This window comes from Cytobacillus sp. Bva_UNVM-123, from assembly GCF_046351715.2.
In the GTDB taxonomy this organism is placed as follows: Bacteria; Bacillota; Bacilli; order Bacillales; family Cytobacillaceae; genus Cytobacillus.
Genome location: NZ_CM177772.1, coordinates 93,352 through 113,082, shown reverse-complemented (window position 1 = coordinate 113,082; position 19,731 = coordinate 93,352). Strand labels below are relative to the sequence as shown.

Annotated in this window: 9 protein-coding genes, 9 tRNA genes and 6 rRNA genes; all 24 read right to left on the bottom strand. The window is 45.5% G+C overall.

Translation table 11 applies throughout. The annotated features are described in order from the left end of the window. Position 1: 1 nt before the first annotated feature. The gene (gene mcsB / locus KDN24_RS00575; RefSeq protein ID WP_409970871.1) at positions 2–1,081 is read right to left on the bottom strand and encodes a protein-arginine kinase McsB; all 1,080 of its coding nucleotides are present in this window, start codon (positions 1,079–1,081) and stop codon (positions 2–4) included. Positions 1,082–1,083: 2 nt separating this feature from the next. Beyond that, positions 1,084–1,632 (bottom strand): protein-arginine kinase activator protein McsA, encoded by a 549-nt coding sequence (gene mcsA / locus KDN24_RS00570; protein WP_409970872.1) that lies wholly within the window; start codon positions 1,630–1,632, stop codon positions 1,084–1,086. Positions 1,633–1,704: 72 nt separating this feature from the next. Then, positions 1,705–2,166 carry a CtsR family transcriptional regulator gene (locus KDN24_RS00565; protein ID WP_409970873.1) on the bottom strand — a complete coding sequence of 154 codons (462 nt, stop codon included), beginning with the start codon at positions 2,164–2,166 and terminating at the stop codon, positions 1,705–1,707. A 554-nt stretch (positions 2,167–2,720) separates the two neighbouring features. After that, a 5S ribosomal RNA gene (gene rrf / locus KDN24_RS00560) occupies positions 2,721–2,837 on the bottom strand. A 197-nt stretch (positions 2,838–3,034) separates the two neighbouring features. Further along, positions 3,035–5,970 (bottom strand): 23S ribosomal RNA (locus KDN24_RS00555). A 316-nt stretch (positions 5,971–6,286) separates the two neighbouring features. Further along, positions 6,287–7,836, bottom strand: a 16S ribosomal RNA gene (locus KDN24_RS00550). Between the two features lie 317 nt (positions 7,837–8,153). Then, positions 8,154–8,229: transfer RNA gene (locus KDN24_RS00545), tRNA-Ala, on the bottom strand. A gap of 10 nt (positions 8,230–8,239) precedes the next feature. Further along, a tRNA-Pro gene (locus KDN24_RS00540) sits at positions 8,240–8,316 on the bottom strand. Between the two features lie 10 nt (positions 8,317–8,326). Continuing rightward, positions 8,327–8,400, bottom strand: a tRNA-Arg gene (locus KDN24_RS00535). Between the two features lie 7 nt (positions 8,401–8,407). Then, a tRNA-Leu gene (locus tag KDN24_RS00530) sits at positions 8,408–8,496 on the bottom strand. 6 nt (positions 8,497–8,502) lie between these two features. After that, a tRNA-Gly gene (locus KDN24_RS00525) sits at positions 8,503–8,577 on the bottom strand. Between the two features lie 13 nt (positions 8,578–8,590). Next, positions 8,591–8,672: transfer RNA gene (locus KDN24_RS00520), tRNA-Leu, on the bottom strand. 10 nt (positions 8,673–8,682) lie between these two features. Further along, positions 8,683–8,758, bottom strand: a tRNA-Lys gene (locus KDN24_RS00515). 133 nt (positions 8,759–8,891) lie between these two features. Then, positions 8,892–8,967 (bottom strand) — tRNA-Thr (locus KDN24_RS00510). A gap of 159 nt (positions 8,968–9,126) precedes the next feature. After that, positions 9,127–9,202: transfer RNA gene (locus KDN24_RS00505), tRNA-Val, on the bottom strand. Positions 9,203–9,211: 9 nt separating this feature from the next. Beyond that, positions 9,212–9,328 (bottom strand): 5S ribosomal RNA (rrf, locus tag KDN24_RS00500). Between the two features lie 197 nt (positions 9,329–9,525). Further along, a 23S ribosomal RNA gene (locus tag KDN24_RS00495) occupies positions 9,526–12,461 on the bottom strand. Between the two features lie 489 nt (positions 12,462–12,950). Next, positions 12,951–14,500 (bottom strand): 16S ribosomal RNA (locus tag KDN24_RS00490). Together the 16S, 23S and 5S rRNA genes with 9 tRNA genes alongside form the textbook arrangement of a ribosomal RNA operon. Before the next feature lie 488 nt (positions 14,501–14,988). Beyond that, entirely contained in the window at positions 14,989–16,488 is a 1,500-nt protein-coding gene (lysS, locus tag KDN24_RS00485; RefSeq protein ID WP_491348454.1) for a lysine--tRNA ligase, read from the bottom strand. Between the two features lie 203 nt (positions 16,489–16,691). Further along, a complete protein-coding gene (gene dusB, locus KDN24_RS00480; RefSeq protein ID WP_409970727.1) occupies positions 16,692–17,693 on the bottom strand; it encodes a tRNA dihydrouridine synthase DusB in 1,002 nt (333 codons plus the stop codon). A 153-nt stretch (positions 17,694–17,846) separates the two neighbouring features. After that, positions 17,847–18,062 carry a helix-turn-helix domain-containing protein gene (locus tag KDN24_RS00475; RefSeq protein ID WP_409970728.1) on the bottom strand — a complete coding sequence of 72 codons (216 nt, stop codon included), beginning with the start codon at positions 18,060–18,062 and terminating at the stop codon, positions 17,847–17,849. Then, positions 18,014–18,541: a 2-amino-4-hydroxy-6-hydroxymethyldihydropteridine diphosphokinase gene (gene folK / locus KDN24_RS00470; RefSeq protein ID WP_409970780.1), complete on the bottom strand. Its 528-nt coding sequence runs from the start codon at positions 18,539–18,541 to the stop codon at positions 18,014–18,016. The genes KDN24_RS00475 and folK overlap by 49 nt, the downstream gene beginning before the upstream one ends. Before the next feature lie 4 nt (positions 18,542–18,545). Further along, positions 18,546–18,905 carry a dihydroneopterin aldolase gene (gene folB, locus KDN24_RS00465; protein ID WP_409970729.1) on the bottom strand — a complete coding sequence of 120 codons (360 nt, stop codon included), beginning with the start codon at positions 18,903–18,905 and terminating at the stop codon, positions 18,546–18,548. Next, complete coding sequence (folP, locus tag KDN24_RS00460) at positions 18,898–19,731, bottom strand: dihydropteroate synthase (protein WP_409970730.1); 834 nt, start codon at positions 19,729–19,731, stop codon at positions 18,898–18,900. Before folP ends, folB begins: the two co-directional genes overlap by 8 nt.

Genomic DNA, 19,731 nt, shown 5'->3' with positions numbered 1-19,731 from the left:
TTCATCCTCCTATCTCTTCTTTTTCCATTTTTATTCTTTCCCTTATTAAGGATGCCCGGCGAATATCCCGTTCATGTGGTCTTAATGGACCTCCGGCATATTGTTGTAAAAATCCAGGCTGGGTTAAAATCATTAATTCATTTAAAATATTTTTTGAAATATTTTTTAAATATTTCATATCAATTCCTAATCGAACATCTGATAAGCATCTTGCCGCTTCTTTTGATTCGATAATTCGACAGTTGGATAATATTCCATAAGACCTGAAGACTCTATCTTCTAATTGTATGTCAGAAGTTTTTGCTAATGCTTCGCGAGCAGACCTTTCCTGCGAAATCAACTGGCTGACAACGCTTTTTAAATCTTCAACAATATCTTCTTCTGATTTTCCGAGGGTAATTTGATTCGATATTTGAAAAATATTCCCTAAAGCTTCGCTGCCTTCACCATAAATTCCTCTTACTACTAGTCCGAGCTGATTGATTGCTGGGATAATTCGATTAATTTGCTGTGTAAGAACAAGCCCTGGTAAGTGCATCATTACAGATGCTCTTAAACCTGTTCCCACATTTGTTGGGCAACTGGTCAAATAGCCGAAATTTTCATCATATGCATAATCAATTTCTTCTTCTAGCCAGTCATCAATTTCATTTGCCAAGCTTAATGCTTCTGTCAATTGAAATCCTGGAAATAGACATTGAATACGGATATGATCCTCTTCATTTATCATGATGCTTAGTTCTTCGTTTTCTGAAAGAATACATGCACCAAAAGTTGATTGCTCTGCAAGATGAGGGCTAATTAAATGTTTTTCCATAAGCACTCTTTTTTGAAGAGGCTGAAGTTCATCCATTAATAAAAGCTCTAAGTTTCCAAGCTTTGAAAACGGTGACTGACTAATCCTTTCTTTCATCTTATGAATAACTAACTCGCCTTCGTCATTCGTAAATAATGTAGGGAACTTCAATTGTTTAATATTTCTTGCCAGTCGAATTCTTGAACTTAAAATAATATCTGAATCTGGGCCTTCATCACTCATCCAGGAGCTGACAGCTTGATTAATAAAACGTTCTAATGACAAGCTTATTCCCCTCCCTCATTATTACTACTTAATTTACTTTCAAGCATGCGGATTTCATCCCTTACTTCTGCCGCTCTTTCAAATTCTTCGTTTGAAATGAAATCTTTCAACTTTTGCTTCAATTCACTAATATTTTTCCGTAAATGAATCGTGCCTCCAACACGGGCAGGTATTTTTCCATTATGAGCAAAGTTCCCACTATGCAATCTTTTTAAGATTGGATTAAGCTGGTCTTTAAAAGCATCATAGCAATTGGCACAGCCAAATCTTCCTACATTAATAAATTGCTGAAAGGTCATCATGCATTGTTCACACTGTAAAATCTTTTCCTTTTGGAATGGGTCTTGTTTTGTTTGTTGAAAGGCGGGTTCGATATTCAATAATCCTGCTAATAAATTATTTATTGAAAAACCAGGGGTACCACTCACCATGAACATATCCCCTTTTTCCTGCGCACACTTTTCGCATAGATGATGCTCCGCTTTTTCTCCATTTACTATTTTTGTGAAATGAAGTGTTGCTGGTCTTTGATTACATTCTTCGCAGATCATATTTTCACCTCTCCAACTACTGAAAGAATGTTCAAAAAGTGGAATTTGTCCTCCTTCTTGAACGGATATTCTTTATTTATATTTTAATGTTGTTAACATTGCCTTTAACATTCTTGCCCGAAGCTCATCCCGATAGGGAAGATCAATATATAATACAGAACGGTCGATAGCACTTAGCATAATCCTTGCTTCTCTTTCCGTAATAATATTCTCTTCAACAAGTCGTAAAATAACATCTTCCGCACTGCTTTGTGCTAATCGAGATTGAATTAATGTTAGTAATTGTTCAATCAAATGAGCGTCATCATGCGACTGTACTTTCATAATTCTTATATAACCACCGCCACCGCGTTTACTTTCAACAGCATAACCCTTTTCAATAGTAAAACGTGTATTGATGACATAGTTGATTTGTGAAGGTACACATTGAAATTTATCAGCGATTTCACTTCTTTTTATTTCAACAATTTCCCTCTCGCTCAGCTCAAGAACTTTTTTTAAGTAGCTCTCGATGATATCTGAAATATTTCTCACTAATCCTCCCCCCTATCTGACTTTGACTATATTTGACATTAATTATACATAACTTTAATTTCCCGCGCAATGAACACGTATTATTAATTTCTCCTATTTTTTTCGTTTTCAAACATAGCTTGATATTAGAAACAAGAAAGTTAGACTGAAAAAGCTACTCTGTTCGAATCCATAGGACAACCCCATAGGCTTAAAGCAAAGTTGAATTCAATTGAAGTAAATTGCATAATGCTCATCTTCCCTCATTCAGTCCTAGTTCAATATTACTGAGATCAGGAGCAACCTCTTATGAAAATCGATCTATAGTTTTCTATAGCAATTATTAAACGTTCGACTGGTATGATAGATCTTCCTATTACTTTGTAAACATAATTTGTGACGATGACAATTTCCTCGGCAATAACCTTGCCTTCTTTTGTTGTCACTACCACATCACCTTTAAAATTTCTATTTTCATAGATTGTACACTTAAGCTGATCAATACTATTCAATCTATGTGTAATGGATGATGAAAAACAAAAAAACAGCTAAAAATTTTAGCTGTTCTCCATTTTGCTTAGCGGCGTCCTACTCTCACAGGGGGAGAGCCCCCAACTACCATCGGCGCTGAGAAGCTTAACTTCCGTGTTCGGGATGGGAACGGGTGTGACCTTCTCGCTATCGCCACTAAACTTTTTATTAAATTGAGGTTTCGTTCCCTCAAAACTAGATAATAAGAAGAAGAAAGAGTAATCTTAAAGCGTGTCCAGCTCCAGTGCCTAGGGGCTCGAGGTCTTAAGCCAATCCGTCAAGAAGGTTAAAGTACAACCTTCTCGCCGTCTCGTCTTAAGCTTGTCGCCCCTAAGCAAGGCACTTCCGCTTTTCGTTTTTGGTTAAGTCCTCGACCGATTAGTATTTGTCAGCTCCACGTGTCACCACGCTTCCACCTCAAACCTATCAACCTGATCATCTTTCAGGGGTCTTACTAGCTTGCGCTATGGGAAATCTCATCTCGAGGGGGGCTTCATGCTTAGATGCTTTCAGCACTTATCCCGTCCGCACATAGCTACCCAGCTATGCCTTTGGCAAGACAACTGGTACACCAGCGGTGCGTCCATCCCGGTCCTCTCGTACTAAGGACAGCTCCTCTCAAATTTCCTGCGCCCACGACGGATAGGGACCGAACTGTCTCACGACGTTCTGAACCCAGCTCGCGTACCGCTTTAATGGGCGAACAGCCCAACCCTTGGGACCGACTACAGCCCCAGGATGCGATGAGCCGACATCGAGGTGCCAAACCTCCCCGTCGATGTGGACTCTTGGGGGAGATAAGCCTGTTATCCCCGGGGTAGCTTTTATCCGTTGAGCGATGGCCCTTCCATGCGGAACCACCGGATCACTAAGCCCGACTTTCGTCCCTGCTCGACTTGTAGGTCTCGCAGTCAAGCTCCCTTGTGCCTTTACACTCTACGAATGATTTCCAACCATTCTGAGGGAACCTTTGGGCGCCTCCGTTACTCTTTAGGAGGCGACCGCCCCAGTCAAACTGCCCACCTGACACTGTCTCCCGCCCCGATAAGGGGCGCGGGTTAGAATTTCAATACAGCCAGGGTAGTATCCCACCGATGCCTCCACCGAAGCTGGCGCTCCGGCTTCCTAGGCTCCTACCTATCCTGTACAAGCTGTACCGAAATTCAATATCAGGCTACAGTAAAGCTCCACGGGGTCTTTCCGTCCTGTCGCGGGTAACCTGCATCTTCACAGGTACTATAATTTCACCGAGTCTCTCGTTGAGACAGTGCCCAGATCGTTACGCCTTTCGTGCGGGTCGGAACTTACCCGACAAGGAATTTCGCTACCTTAGGACCGTTATAGTTACGGCCGCCGTTTACTGGGGCTTCAATTCAGAGCTTCGCTTACGCTAACCCCTCCTCTTAACCTTCCAGCACCGGGCAGGCGTCAGCCCCTATACTTCGCCTTGCGGCTTCGCAGAGACCTGTGTTTTTGCTAAACAGTCGCCTGGGCCTATTCACTGCGGCTCATCCGGGCTATTCACCCAAATGAGCACCCCTTCTCCCGAAGTTACGGGGTGATTTTGCCGAGTTCCTTAACGAGAGTTCTCTCGCTCACCTTAGGATTCTCTCCTCGCCTACCTGTGTCGGTTTGCGGTACGGGCACCTGTTACCTCGCTAGAGGCTTTTCTTGGCAGTGTGGATTCAGGAACTTCGGTACTCTATTTCCCTCGCCGTCACAGCTCAGCCTTCACGATAATGGGATTTGCCTCATTATCAGCCTAACTGCTTGGACGCGCTATTCCAGCAGCGCGCTTACCCTATCCTCCTGCGTCCCCCCATTGCTCAAACGGTAATTTGGTGGTACAGGAATATCAACCTGTTGTCCATCGCCTACGCTTTTCAGCCTCGGCTTAGGTCCCGACTAACCCTGAGCGGACGAGCCTTCCTCAGGAAACCTTAGGCATTCGGTGGATGGGATTCTCACCCATCTTTCGCTACTCATACCGGCATTCTCACTTCTAAGCGCTCCACTAGTCCTTACGGTCTAGCTTCAACGCCCTTAGAACGCTCTCCTACCACGGACACCATACGGTGTCCATCCACAGTTTCGGTGATACGTTTAGCCCCGGTACATTTTCGGCGCAGAGTCACTCGACCAGTGAGCTATTACGCACTCTTTAAATGGTGGCTGCTTCTAAGCCAACATCCTGGTTGTCTAAGCAACTCCACATCCTTTTCCACTTAACGTATACTTTGGGACCTTAACTGGTGGTCTGGGCTGTTTCCCTCTTGACTACGGATCTTATCACTCGCAGTCTGACTCCCATGGATAAGTCTTTGGCATTCGGAGTTTGTCTGAATTCGGTAACCCGATGGGGGCCCCTAGTCCAAACAGTGCTCTACCTCCAAGACTCTTACTACATGAGGCTAGCCCTAAAGCTATTTCGGAGAGAACCAGCTATCTCCAAGTTCGATTGGAATTTCTCCGCTACCCACACCTCATCCCCGCACTTTTCAACGTGCGTGGGTTCGGTCCTCCATCCAGTGTTACCTGGACTTCAACCTGGACATGGGTAGGTCACCTGGTTTCGGGTCTACGACCACATACTACATTCGCCCTATTCAGACTCGCTTTCGCTGCGGCTCCGTCTTCTCAACTTAACCTCGCATGTAATCGTAACTCGCCGGTTCATTCTACAAAAGGCACGCCATCACCCGTTAATGGGCTCTGACTACTTGTAGGCACACGGTTTCAGGAACTATTTCACTCCCCTTCCGGGGTGCTTTTCACCTTTCCCTCACGGTACTGGTTCACTATCGGTCACTAGGGAGTATTTAGCCTTGGGAGATGGTCCTCCCTGCTTCCGACGGGATTTCACGTGTCCCGCCGTACTCAGGATCCACTCTGGAGGGAACGAAGTTTCAACTACAGGGCTTTTACCTTCTCTGGCCGGCCTTTCCAGACCTGTTCATTTACCTCATTCCTTTGTAACTCCGTGTAGAGTGTCCTACAACCCCAAGAGGCAAGCCTCTTGGTTTGGGCTAATCCCGTTTCGCTCGCCGCTACTCAGGGAATCGCGTTTGCTTTCTCTTCCTCCGGGTACTTAGATGTTTCAGTTCCCCGGGTCTGCCTTCTATACCCTATGTATTCAGGTAAAGATACTGTTCCATTACGAACAGCGGGTTCCCCCATTCGGAAATCTCCGGATCAAAGCTTACTTACAGCTCCCCGAAGCATATCGGTGTTAGTCCCGTCCTTCATCGGCTCCTAGTGCCTAGGCATTCACCGTGCGCCCTTTCTAACTTAACCTGTTCGGCTAATGATAAGCGGCGTATCTCTGCGTCACCTACGCTCGTTCACCTCCTCATGTGCTGATGCACACTCCGGGGTTCACTCACTTGGTTCCTTGATCTACTTGCTTCTCATTACCCTCACAATTCGCAAGAATTGTGATTGGTTTTTACTCTATTAAATAATAGAGAGAAATACTAAAATGGCGATTACTCGGTTTTTCTTCTTCTTTCATTATCTAGTTTTCAAAGAACGAAGTTTTGAGAGATTGTTCTCTCAAAACCGAACGAACAAATGACGTCTTTTTATGAAGTTTCCACTTCATTTTCCTTAGAAAGGAGGTGATCCAGCCGCACCTTCCGATACGGCTACCTTGTTACGACTTCACCCCAATCATCTGTCCCACCTTAGGCGGCTGGCTCCAAAAGGTTACCCCACCGACTTCGGGTGTTACAAACTCTCGTGGTGTGACGGGCGGTGTGTACAAGGCCCGGGAACGTATTCACCGCGGCATGCTGATCCGCGATTACTAGCGATTCCGGCTTCATGCAGGCGAGTTGCAGCCTGCAATCCGAACTGAGAATGGTTTTATGGGATTGGCTTAACCTCGCGGTCTCGCAGCCCTTTGTTCCATCCATTGTAGCACGTGTGTAGCCCAGGTCATAAGGGGCATGATGATTTGACGTCATCCCCACCTTCCTCCGGTTTGTCACCGGCAGTCACCTTAGAGTGCCCAACTGAATGCTGGCAACTAAGATCAAGGGTTGCGCTCGTTGCGGGACTTAACCCAACATCTCACGACACGAGCTGACGACAACCATGCACCACCTGTCACTCTGTCCCCCGAAGGGGAAAGCCCTATCTCTAGGGTTGACAGAGGATGTCAAGACCTGGTAAGGTTCTTCGCGTTGCTTCGAATTAAACCACATGCTCCACCGCTTGTGCGGGCCCCCGTCAATTCCTTTGAGTTTCAGCCTTGCGGCCGTACTCCCCAGGCGGAGTGCTTAATGCGTTTGCTGCAGCACTAAGGGGCGGAAACCCCCTAACACTTAGCACTCATCGTTTACGGCGTGGACTACCAGGGTATCTAATCCTGTTCGCTCCCCACGCTTTCGCGCCTCAGTGTCAGTTACAGACCAGAAAGTCGCCTTCGCCACTGGTGTTCCTCCACATCTCTACGCATTTCACCGCTACACGTGGAATTCCACTTTCCTCTTCTGCACTCAAGTTCCCCAGTTTCCAATGACCCTCCCCGGTTGAGCCGGGGGCTTTCACATCAGACTTAAGGAACCACCTGCGCGCGCTTTACGCCCAATAATTCCGGACAACGCTTGCCACCTACGTATTACCGCGGCTGCTGGCACGTAGTTAGCCGTGGCTTTCTGGTTAGGTACCGTCAAGGTACCGGCAGTTACTCCGATACTTGTTCTTCCCTAACAACAGAGTTTTACGATCCGAAAACCTTCATCACTCACGCGGCGTTGCTCCGTCAGACTTTCGTCCATTGCGGAAGATTCCCTACTGCTGCCTCCCGTAGGAGTCTGGGCCGTGTCTCAGTCCCAGTGTGGCCGATCACCCTCTCAGGTCGGCTACGCATCGTGGCCTTGGTGAGCCGTTACCTCACCAACTAGCTAATGCGCCGCGGGCCCATCTGTAAGTGATAGCAAAAGCCATCTTTCAGCTTTTCCTCATGGGAGGAAAAGAGTTATCCGGTATTAGCTCCGGTTTCCCGAAGTTATCCCCGTCTTACAGGCAGGTTGCCCACGTGTTACTCACCCGTCCGCCGCTAACTTTTGGGAGCAAGCTCCCAAAAGTTCGCTCGACTTGCATGTATTAGGCACGCCGCCAGCGTTCGTCCTGAGCCAGGATCAAACTCTCCAATAAGATGAGACTTCCTTCGCGGGGTGTTTTTCCCCGTGATGGTTAGTCGAATCAATCGGGTATTTACGGGCAGTTATCCGCAAGGATATTACTGCGCGTTAATACGCGATAAGATGTGAGTTGATTAGCTCATAAATTGTCTTTTCAAAAAAGACTAAAGAATAACGTTGACGTTTTTGTTCGTTCAGTTTTCAAAGAACAAGGCTACTGATTACAATTTATCATTGTTTTTCAGTAAGTTGTTTTTACTCCATCACTCTAAAGCGACTTTTCAATGATAACATGTTTGAAATATCATGTCAACAACTTTTTTGTTTTTTTGGTGGAGCCTAGCGGGATCGAACCGCTGACCTCCTGCGTGCAAGGCAGGCGCTCTCCCAGCTGAGCTAAGGCCCCGTAAATTTAGTGGTCGGGAAGACAGGATTCGAACCTGCGACCCCTTGGTCCCAAACCAAGTGCTCTACCAAGCTGAGCTACTTCCCGAAAAAACAAACGCGCCCGAAAGGAGTCGAACCCATAACCTTCTGATCCGTAGTCAGACGCTCTATCCAATTGAGCTACGGGCGCAATATAATGGTGCCGAGAACCGGAATCGAACCGGTACGGTAGTCACCTACCGCAGGATTTTAAGTCCTGTGCGTCTGCCAGTTCCGCCACCCCGGCACATTATGGAGCGGAAGACGGGATTCGAACCCGCGACCCCCACCTTGGCAAGGTGGTGTTCTACCACTGAACTACTTCCGCATATTATGAAAAGTGCGGGTGAAGGGAGTCGAACCCCCACGCCTCGCGGCGCTAGATCCTAAGTCTAGTGCGTCTGCCAATTCCGCCACACCCGCATATTTAAAGTGGTGAGCCATGCAGGATTCGAACCTGCGACCCTCTGATTAAAAGTCAGATGCTCTACCGACTGAGCTAATGGCTCAAATTCAAAGTTTTAAAAACTGAATTTTGATAGTAGTAATAAATATGCTCCAAAGCCCTTTGGTCTTTGTCGCAGATTTTAAAAGCTTACCATTCGTTGAAGAAAAGCTTCGTGGCTGTAATCTTTTAAAATCTGGTGCCGGCCAGAGGACTTGAACCCCCAACCTACTGATTACAAGTCAGTTGCTCTACCAATTGAGCTAGGCCGGCATATGAAATATATGTTTAGAATTTAAATAGCATTAGTATATGTGCGGCAAATCCCTGTGTGATTTGTTGCAGATTCCTCCAGCTAGCTATTCGAGGACGTAAAGCTCCGGACTGCAAGCTTCCAGAATCCTCTACCAATTGAGCTAGGCCGGCTCATTATGGTGGAGGATGACGGGATCGAACCGCCGACCCTCTGCTTGTAAGGCAGATGCTCTCCCAGCTGAGCTAATCCTCCATATTAAAAGCTTAGCGGCGTCCTACTCTCACAGGGGGAGAGCCCCCAACTACCATCGGCGCTGAGAAGCTTAACTTCCGTGTTCGGGATGGGAACGGGTGTGACCTTCTCGCTATCGCCACTAAACTTTTTATTAAATTGAGGTTTCGTTCCCTCAAAACTAGATAATAAGAAGAAGAAAGAGTAATCTTAAAGCGTGTCCAGCTCCAGTGCCTAGGGGCTCGAGGTCTTAAGCCAATCCGTCAAGAAGGTTAAAGTACAACCTTCTCGCCGTCTCGTCTTAAGCTTGTCGCCCCTAAGCAAGGCACTTCCGCTTTTCGTTTTTGGTTAAGTCCTCGACCGATTAGTATTTGTCAGCTCCACGTGTCACCACGCTTCCACCTCAAACCTATCAACCTGATCATCTTTCAGGGGTCTTACTAGCTTGCGCTATGGGAAATCTCATCTCGAGGGGGGCTTCATGCTTAGATGCTTTCAGCACTTATCCCGTCCGCACATAGCTACCCAGCTATGCCTTTGGCAAGACAACTGGTACACCAGCGGTGCGTCCATCCCGGTCCTCTCGTACTAAGGACAGCTCCTCTCAAATTTCCTGCGCCCACGACGGATAGGGACCGAACTGTCTCACGACGTTCTGAACCCAGCTCGCGTACCGCTTTAATGGGCGAACAGCCCAACCCTTGGGACCGACTACAGCCCCAGGATGCGATGAGCCGACATCGAGGTGCCAAACCTCCCCGTCGATGTGGACTCTTGGGGGAGATAAGCCTGTTATCCCCGGGGTAGCTTTTATCCGTTGAGCGATGGCCCTTCCATGCGGAACCACCGGATCACTAAGCCCGACTTTCGTCCCTGCTCGACTTGTAGGTCTCGCAGTCAAGCTCCCTTGTGCCTTTACACTCTACGAATGATTTCCAACCATTCTGAGGGAACCTTTGGGCGCCTCCGTTACTCTTTAGGAGGCGACCGCCCCAGTCAAACTGCCCACCTGACACTGTCTCCCGCCCCGATAAGGGGCGCGGGTTAGAATTTCAATACAGCCAGGGTAGTATCCCACCGATGCCTCCACCGAAGCTGGCGCTCCGGCTTCCTAGGCTCCTACCTATCCTGTACAAGCTGTACCGAAATTCAATATCAGGCTACAGTAAAGCTCCACGGGGTCTTTCCGTCCTGTCGCGGGTAACCTGCATCTTCACAGGTACTATAATTTCACCGAGTCTCTCGTTGAGACAGTGCCCAGATCGTTACGCCTTTCGTGCGGGTCGGAACTTACCCGACAAGGAATTTCGCTACCTTAGGACCGTTATAGTTACGGCCGCCGTTTACTGGGGCTTCAATTCAGAGCTTCGCTTACGCTAACCCCTCCTCTTAACCTTCCAGCACCGGGCAGGCGTCAGCCCCTATACTTCGCCTTGCGGCTTCGCAGAGACCTGTGTTTTTGCTAAACAGTCGCCTGGGCCTATTCACTGCGGCTCATCCGGGCTATTCACCCAAATGAGCACCCCTTCTCCCGAAGTTACGGGGTGATTTTGCCGAGTTCCTTAACGAGAGTTCTCTCGCTCACCTTAGGATTCTCTCCTCGCCTACCTGTGTCGGTTTGCGGTACGGGCACCTGTTACCTCGCTAGAGGCTTTTCTTGGCAGTGTGGATTCAGGAACTTCGGTACTCTATTTCCCTCGCCGTCACAGCTCAGCCTTCACGATAATGGGATTTGCCTCATTATCAGCCTAACTGCTTGGACGCGCTATTCCAGCAGCGCGCTTACCCTATCCTCCTGCGTCCCCCCATTGCTCAAACGGTAATTTGGTGGTACAGGAATATCAACCTGTTGTCCATCGCCTACGCTTTTCAGCCTCGGCTTAGGTCCCGACTAACCCTGAGCGGACGAGCCTTCCTCAGGAAACCTTAGGCATTCGGTGGATGGGATTCTCACCCATCTTTCGCTACTCATACCGGCATTCTCACTTCTAAGCGCTCCACTAGTCCTTACGGTCTAGCTTCAACGCCCTTAGAACGCTCTCCTACCACGGACACCATACGGTGTCCATCCACAGTTTCGGTGATACGTTTAGCCCCGGTACATTTTCGGCGCAGAGTCACTCGACCAGTGAGCTATTACGCACTCTTTAAATGGTGGCTGCTTCTAAGCCAACATCCTGGTTGTCTAAGCAACTCCACATCCTTTTCCACTTAACGTATACTTTGGGACCTTAACTGGTGGTCTGGGCTGTTTCCCTCTTGACTACGGATCTTATCACTCGCAGTCTGACTCCCATGGATAAGTCTTTGGCATTCGGAGTTTGTCTGAATTCGGTAACCCGATGGGGGCCCCTAGTCCAAACAGTGCTCTACCTCCAAGACTCTTACTACATGAGGCTAGCCCTAAAGCTATTTCGGAGAGAACCAGCTATCTCCAAGTTCGATTGGAATTTCTCCGCTACCCACACCTCATCCCCGCACTTTTCAACGTGCGTGGGTTCGGTCCTCCATCCAGTGTTACCTGGACTTCAACCTGGACATGGGTAGGTCACCTGGTTTCGGGTCTACGACCACATACTACATTCGCCCTATTCAGACTCGCTTTCGCTGCGGCTCCGTCTTCTCAACTTAACCTCGCATGTAATCGTAACTCGCCGGTTCATTCTACAAAAGGCACGCCATCACCCGTTAATGGGCTCTGACTACTTGTAGGCACACGGTTTCAGGAACTATTTCACTCCCCTTCCGGGGTGCTTTTCACCTTTCCCTCACGGTACTGGTTCACTATCGGTCACTAGGGAGTATTTAGCCTTGGGAGATGGTCCTCCCTGCTTCCGACGGGATTTCACGTGTCCCGCCGTACTCAGGATCCACTCTGGAGGGAACGAAGTTTCAACTACAGGGCTTTTACCTTCTCTGGCCGGCCTTTCCAGACCTGTTCATTTACCTCATTCCTTTGTAACTCCGTGTAGAGTGTCCTACAACCCCAAGAGGCAAGCCTCTTGGTTTGGGCTAATCCCGTTTCGCTCGCCGCTACTCAGGGAATCGCGTTTGCTTTCTCTTCCTCCGGGTACTTAGATGTTTCAGTTCCCCGGGTCTGCCTTCTATACCCTATGTATTCAGGTAAAGATACTGTTCCATTACGAACAGCGGGTTCCCCCATTCGGAAATCTCCGGATCAAAGCTTACTTACAGCTCCCCGAAGCATATCGGTGTTAGTCCCGTCCTTCATCGGCTCCTAGTGCCTAGGCATTCACCGTGCGCCCTTTCTAACTTAACCTGTTCGGCTAATGATAAGCGGCGTATCTCTGCGTCACCTACGCTCGTTCACCTCCTCATGTGCTGATGCACACTCCGGGGTTCACTCACTTGGTTCCTTGATCTACTTGCTTCTCATTACCCTCACAATTCGCAAGAATTGTGATTGGTTTTTACTCTATTAAATAATAGAGAGAAATACTAAAATGGCGATTACTCGGTTTTTCTTCTTCTTTCATTATCTAGTTTTCAAGGAACGAGGCTACTGACTTCAATCACATCGTGAATAAGCTTCTTAGATAAAGCTTCGTGCTGCCTTGCGACGAGCTGAAGAATTACTTCCTCGAATAGGCTGTGGCGCAGGAGCAAATACTCTTTACATTCACGAATCAATATAAAGTTAAGCAGCTATTTCATCTTACTTACGCAAGATAATTAAGAGAGATTGTTCTCTCAAAACCGAACGAACAAATGACGTCTTTTTATGAAATTTCCACTTCATTTTCCTTAGAAAGGAGGTGATCCAGCCGCACCTTCCGATACGGCTACCTTGTTACGACTTCACCCCAATCATCTGTCCCACCTTAGGCGGCTGGCTCCAAAAGGTTACCCCACCGACTTCGGGTGTTACAAACTCTCGTGGTGTGACGGGCGGTGTGTACAAGGCCCGGGAACGTATTCACCGCGGCATGCTGATCCGCGATTACTAGCGATTCCGGCTTCATGCAGGCGAGTTGCAGCCTGCAATCCGAACTGAGAATGGTTTTATGGGATTGGCTTAACCTCGCGGTCTCGCAGCCCTTTGTTCCATCCATTGTAGCACGTGTGTAGCCCAGGTCATAAGGGGCATGATGATTTGACGTCATCCCCACCTTCCTCCGGTTTGTCACCGGCAGTCACCTTAGAGTGCCCAACTGAATGCTGGCAACTAAGATCAAGGGTTGCGCTCGTTGCGGGACTTAACCCAACATCTCACGACACGAGCTGACGACAACCATGCACCACCTGTCACTCTGTCCCCCGAAGGGGAAAGCCCTATCTCTAGGGTTGACAGAGGATGTCAAGACCTGGTAAGGTTCTTCGCGTTGCTTCGAATTAAACCACATGCTCCACCGCTTGTGCGGGCCCCCGTCAATTCCTTTGAGTTTCAGCCTTGCGGCCGTACTCCCCAGGCGGAGTGCTTAATGCGTTTGCTGCAGCACTAAGGGGCGGAAACCCCCTAACACTTAGCACTCATCGTTTACGGCGTGGACTACCAGGGTATCTAATCCTGTTCGCTCCCCACGCTTTCGCGCCTCAGTGTCAGTTACAGACCAGAAAGTCGCCTTCGCCACTGGTGTTCCTCCACATCTCTACGCATTTCACCGCTACACGTGGAATTCCACTTTCCTCTTCTGCACTCAAGTTCCCCAGTTTCCAATGACCCTCCCCGGTTGAGCCGGGGGCTTTCACATCAGACTTAAGGAACCACCTGCGCGCGCTTTACGCCCAATAATTCCGGACAACGCTTGCCACCTACGTATTACCGCGGCTGCTGGCACGTAGTTAGCCGTGGCTTTCTGGTTAGGTACCGTCAAGGTACCGGCAGTTACTCCGATACTTGTTCTTCCCTAACAACAGAGTTTTACGATCCGAAAACCTTCATCACTCACGCGGCGTTGCTCCGTCAGACTTTCGTCCATTGCGGAAGATTCCCTACTGCTGCCTCCCGTAGGAGTCTGGGCCGTGTCTCAGTCCCAGTGTGGCCGATCACCCTCTCAGGTCGGCTACGCATCGTGGCCTTGGTGAGCCGTTACCTCACCAACTAGCTAATGCGCCGCGGGCCCATCTGTAAGTGATAGCAAAAGCCATCTTTCAGCTTTTCCTCATGGGAGGAAAAGAGTTATCCGGTATTAGCTCCGGTTTCCCGAAGTTATCCCCGTCTTACAGGCAGGTTGCCCACGTGTTACTCACCCGTCCGCCGCTAACTTTTGGGAGCAAGCTCCCAAAAGTTCGCTCGACTTGCATGTATTAGGCACGCCGCCAGCGTTCGTCCTGAGCCAGGATCAAACTCTCCAATAAGATGAGACTTCCTTCGCGGGGTGTTTTTCCCCGTGATGGTTAGTCGAATCAATCGGGTATTTACGGGCAGTTATCCGCAAGGATATTACTGCGCGTTAATACGCGATAAGATGTGAGTTGATTAGCTCATAAATTGTCTTTTCAAAAAAGACTAAAGAATAACGTTGACGTTTTTGTTCGTTCAGTTTTCAAAGAACAAGGTTACTGACGTCAATTTATTATTGATTTCAGTAAGTTGTTTTATAACTTATCGCTCAAGGCGACTTTTTAATACTATCAAATCCACTGCTTAAAGTCAATAACTTTTTTTAAAAAAACATAATGATGAAAGTCATTTCTTTCGGCAACAGATAATAATATACCACCAGATTTAATGTGTTGCAATCCTTTTTTAAAGAAAAGCAAAGAAAAACTATTCATATAATTCTACACTTTTGAAGAAAAAGCAAAGCGCATAAAAAACGCTTTGCTTTCCTTTAATACTATAATTAACGATGACGCATAAGTGGAAACAGTAGTACATCTCTTATAGATGGAGAATTGGTTAATAGCATAACAAGACGATCAATTCCGATTCCTAGTCCACCTGTAGGTGGCATTCCGTATTCTAATGCTTCAACGAAATCATCATCCATCATATGAGCTTCGTCATTTCCTTGTTCACGTTCTTTAAGTTGTGCTTCGAAGCGTTCTCTTTGGTCAATTGGATCATTTAATTCTGTGAATGCATTCGCATGTTCACGTGCAACAATAAATAACTCAAAGCGATCAGTAAAACGTGGATCAGCTTCATTTTTCTTAGCAAGTGGGGAAATTTCAACTGGGTGCCCATAAATGAATGTCGGTTGGATTAACTTTTCCTCCACTTTTTGCTCAAAGAACTCATTTACAACGTGACCATATTGCATGTGCTCTGTCACTTCGATTCCATGCTCTCTTGCTAATGCATGTGCTTCTTCTTTACTCATCTCTTTCCAGAAGTCCACACCTGTATATTCCTTAATTGCGTCAACCATATGAAGTCTCTTCCATTCTGGCTTTAAGTCAACTTCATATTCTCCGTATTGCACTGTTGTTGTTCCGAGTACTTCTTTTGCAATATGAGCTATTAAATTTTCAGTCAGGCTCATAATATCACGGTAATCAGCATAAGCCTCATATAATTCAATCATTGTAAATTCCGGATTATGTCTTGTTGAAACTCCTTCATTCCTAAAAACACGACCAATTTCATAAACCTTTTCTAATCCACCTACAATTAATCTCTTTAAATGAAGTTCGATCGCAATACGCATATATAGTTCCATATCAAGCGCATTATGATGAGTAACAAATGGTCTGGCTGAAGCTCCACCTGCAATAGCATGCATCATTGGTGTTTCAACTTCGAGGTAGCCATGATTATCAAGATAGCGGCGCATGGATTGAATAATGCGGCTGCGGGTAACAAAAGTAGATTTGCTTTCCTGACTCATAATTAAATCTAAATAACGCTGACGATAGCGCTGTTCAACATCCTTTAATCCATGGAATTTGTCAGGAAGAGGTCGCAATGCTTTCGTTAATAATTCAAACTCATGAACTTTAATAGAAAGCTCCCCTACTTTTGTTTTAAAAAGTGTTCCTGATACTCCAATAATGTCTCCTAAATCCGCTGAATCAAAAATTTCATATGTTTCGTCACCGACTGCGTCTTTTCGAACATAGATTTGAACTTGTCCTGTAAGGTCCTGGATATGAGCGAAGCCCGCTTTACCTTTTCCTCGCTTCGTCATAATGCGTCCAGCAATCGTTACAGATACATTTTTCTCTTCTAGTTGTTCTTTTTCAAGGGCTTCATATTGATCAATAATGTCTTTAGATTGATGAGAACGGACAAATCTTTTTCCAAACGGATCAAGCCCACTTTCACGTAGGCTGTGCATTTTTTCCCTTCTCACTTTTATTTGGTCATTTAACTCCTCATGACTTTGACTCACTTGTATCATCTCCATTTTGTAAAACTTTTATGTAAATCATAATAACTACGATTTCAAGGAATTGCTATCCTTCTATATTTTACACAAAGCTGCAAATACAGACATCATTTATATTTATAAATAGAATAAAAACTGCCAGCAAGTCCACTGGCAGTTGTCTTTGTAATAAAGGTATTATAGTTAAAGAAGGCAACTGTGTCAAACAGTAGCCCTTATCCTGCTTGGCTTTGGCTTCTTTCTTTCTGCTCAGCTTCTATTACAAGATCATTTAATAGACTAACAAGCTCTTCTCTCGTGTTGCACTCATTTATAGCATTACGAACCATAGCATTGCCGCGAATTCCTTTCAAATACCAAGCGCCATGCTTGCGCATTTCCCGAACAGCAATATCTTCATTCTTTAAGGCAATTAAACGATCTAAATGAAGAATGCATACATCGATCTTTTCGCGTACACTTGGCTCATCCATTAATTCACCTGTCTCAAGATATTTAACTGTACGATAAATCATCCACGGATTTCCTAATGCAGCTCTTCCGATCATCACTCCGTCGCAGCCTGTTTCTTCAAGCATGCGTTTAGCATCTTGAGGACTACTAACATCCCCATTGCCAATCAAAGGAATATTAAGATTTTGTTTAACCTCACGAATAATATCCCAATTAGCTATTCCTTCATACATTTGTACACGTGTACGACCATGTAAAGATACTGCTTTCCCTCCCGCACGTTCAACTGCTTGAGCATTTTTTACAGCATAAATATGATTTTCATCCCAGCCCATGCGCATTTTAACCGTTACTGGCTTTTCTACGACAGCTGTTACAGCAGAAACCATTTCATAAATTTTATTTGGATCAAGCAGCCATTTGGCACCTGCATCACATTTTGTTATTTTCGGAACAGGACAGCCCATGTTGATGTCAATAATATCTGCATTTGTATTTTTATCAACAAATTGCGCTGCTTCAACTAACGTTTCTTTTTCCCCACCGAAGATTTGCAGGCTTAATGGCTTTTCTCGTTCATCTATATAAAGCATATTCATCGTTTTCTCGTTTTTAAAAACAATTCCTTTATCACTAACCATCTCAGCACAAACTAATCCTGCACCAAATTCTTTAACTGTTAAGCGAAATGCCGAATTGCATACTCCTGCCATAGGCGCTAAGACGACGCGGTTTTTTAACTCAATATCGCCTATTTTAAACATAAATGAACCTCCTAAGAAATACGCATTGCCGACTTAAGTGTTTTTACATTAAACTTCAATCCTTTGAAAACAAAGTCAGGCTCCCGAGTGACTCAGTGTGTCTATCGTTGGGGGAGGTACTGAAGCTAATTCACCAACTCGTCAATTCTTCACTTATTCATTATCCTCTGCTGGAGTCAGATCTCCAACGGTAATATTTAACACATCAGCAACTTGCTTAATAAAATCAGAATCAGGCATTCTATTTCCTCTTTCAATCTCCCCTAGTATCGAAACAGATATACCTAACTCTTTAGCGAAGCCTTCCTGAGTATGCCCTTTTAATTTTCGAAAAGCGCGAATACGTCTTCCCCATTTTTCTGCTTCCATATTCGTACTCCCTCTCTATCAGATATATCCTCTAAGACCGATCGTAAAGGTTTTTCCATCATCGGGAGCTTAATACTAGACTCGATCTCTAATAGAGGAACAATAACAAAGGCCCTCTCATGCATCCGAGGATGAGGCACGATTAACTTCTCTGATGTAATCGTTTCTTGATTATACAATAAGATGTCAAGATCTATAGTTCGAGGGCCCCAACGAATTTCCCTTTTTCTCCCAAGATTTTTTTCGATTTCTTGGCAAATAATTAGTAATTCAAACGGGCTTAATTTCGTTTTTACTTCTACAACCATATTTAAAAATTGATCTTGCTCTTCATAACCAACAGGATCTGTCTCGTAAGTAGAAGAAGTGGTTACGACTAACACTTCAGAATGTGCATGTAAATATGAGATCGCCGCCTTTAAATTCCCACTGCGATCATCCATATTTGAACCAAGAGAGATATATGCAATATTTTCCATCATTTTACCTACTCCTTGTAATTTCAACAGCCACTGATTCATAGTGTCCCGGAATAGGAGGATCAGGCTTTATTACCTTTACCGTTACTTGAAAAATGGCGTGAAACCGACCTAATAATTCCTTTGCAATTGTTTCAGCTACACTCTCAATTAGCTTATATGGTTTTCCTTCAACGATATCTTTACAAACTTGATAGATTTCTCCATAATTGATTGATGCCTCGAGGCTATCTGTTTCGCCAGCCTTTTTCAAATCAGTCTCAACAATTAAATCAAGTATAAATCGTTGCCCTAGTGTCGTTTCTTCAGAAAAAACACCATGATATCCGTAGAAAGCCATTTTAGTTAAAATAATTTTATCCATTAGAAAGATCCTTTCCAACTAATGCATCCATCATTTTTGCCATTCTTGCCATTTCCTTTACATCATGAATTCGAACAATTTGGCACCCTTTTTGGATTCCGTAGCACACGGTCGCTCCCGTGCCCTCCATCCTTTCTTCCACAGGTAAATTAAGCACATTTCCAATCATCGATTTCTTAGATGTCCCTAATAATACTGGATAACCAATCGAAACAAGCTTATTCAAGTGTCTCATCATTTCAAGATTGTAAAATAGATTTTTCGCGAATCCAATACCTGGATCTAAGATGATATTTTCATCCTTGACACCCGCTTTTTTCACTAAAGCAATACTCTCGTATAAATCATTCACGACATCTCTATAAAAATCAGTATAATGTTGATTATCACGATTGTGCATTAAAATAATCGGAACATCATAATTAGCTGCTACATTCGCCATATGATCATCCGCTTTAGCTCCCCATACATCATTAATAATGTGAGCACCCGCTTCAATGGCCTGTTTAGCAACTTCAGCCTTATACGTATCTATCGATATCGGGACTTTTACTGCTTTTGAAATTGCCTGAATAACAGGAATAACCCGTTCCAACTCTTCTTCTAATGGAACAGCCGCAAACCCAGGGCGGGTTGATTCACCACCAATATCAATAATATGTGCACCATCCTCCACCATTTGTTGTGCACGCTCAACCGCCTTATCAATTCGATTATAGATTCCTCCATCTGAAAAAGAATCAGGAGTCATATTCAAAATCCCCATAATAAGTGTCTTTTTTCCATAATCTAAAGTATAGGGGCCACACTGAATCACACTTGCCAT

Coding starts and splice junctions, on each gene's coding strand:
- mcsA (WP_409970872.1), bottom strand. CDS start 1,632: ATGATCTGCGAAGAATGTAATCAAAGACCAGCAACACTTCATTTCACA.
- lysS (WP_491348454.1), bottom strand. CDS start 16,488: ATGATACAAGTGAGTCAAAGTCATGAGGAGTTAAATGACCAAATAAAA.
- dusB (WP_409970727.1), bottom strand. CDS start 17,693: ATGTTTAAAATAGGCGATATTGAGTTAAAAAACCGCGTCGTCTTAGCG.
- KDN24_RS00475 (WP_409970728.1), bottom strand. CDS start 18,062: ATGGAAGCAGAAAAATGGGGAAGACGTATTCGCGCTTTTCGAAAATTA.
- folK (WP_409970780.1), bottom strand. CDS start 18,541: ATGGAAAATATTGCATATATCTCTCTTGGTTCAAATATGGATGATCGC.
- folB (WP_409970729.1), bottom strand. CDS start 18,905: ATGGATAAAATTATTTTAACTAAAATGGCTTTCTACGGATATCATGGT.
- folP (WP_409970730.1), bottom strand. CDS start 19,731: ATGGCAAGTGTGATTCAGTGTGGCCCCTATACTTTAGATTATGGAAAA.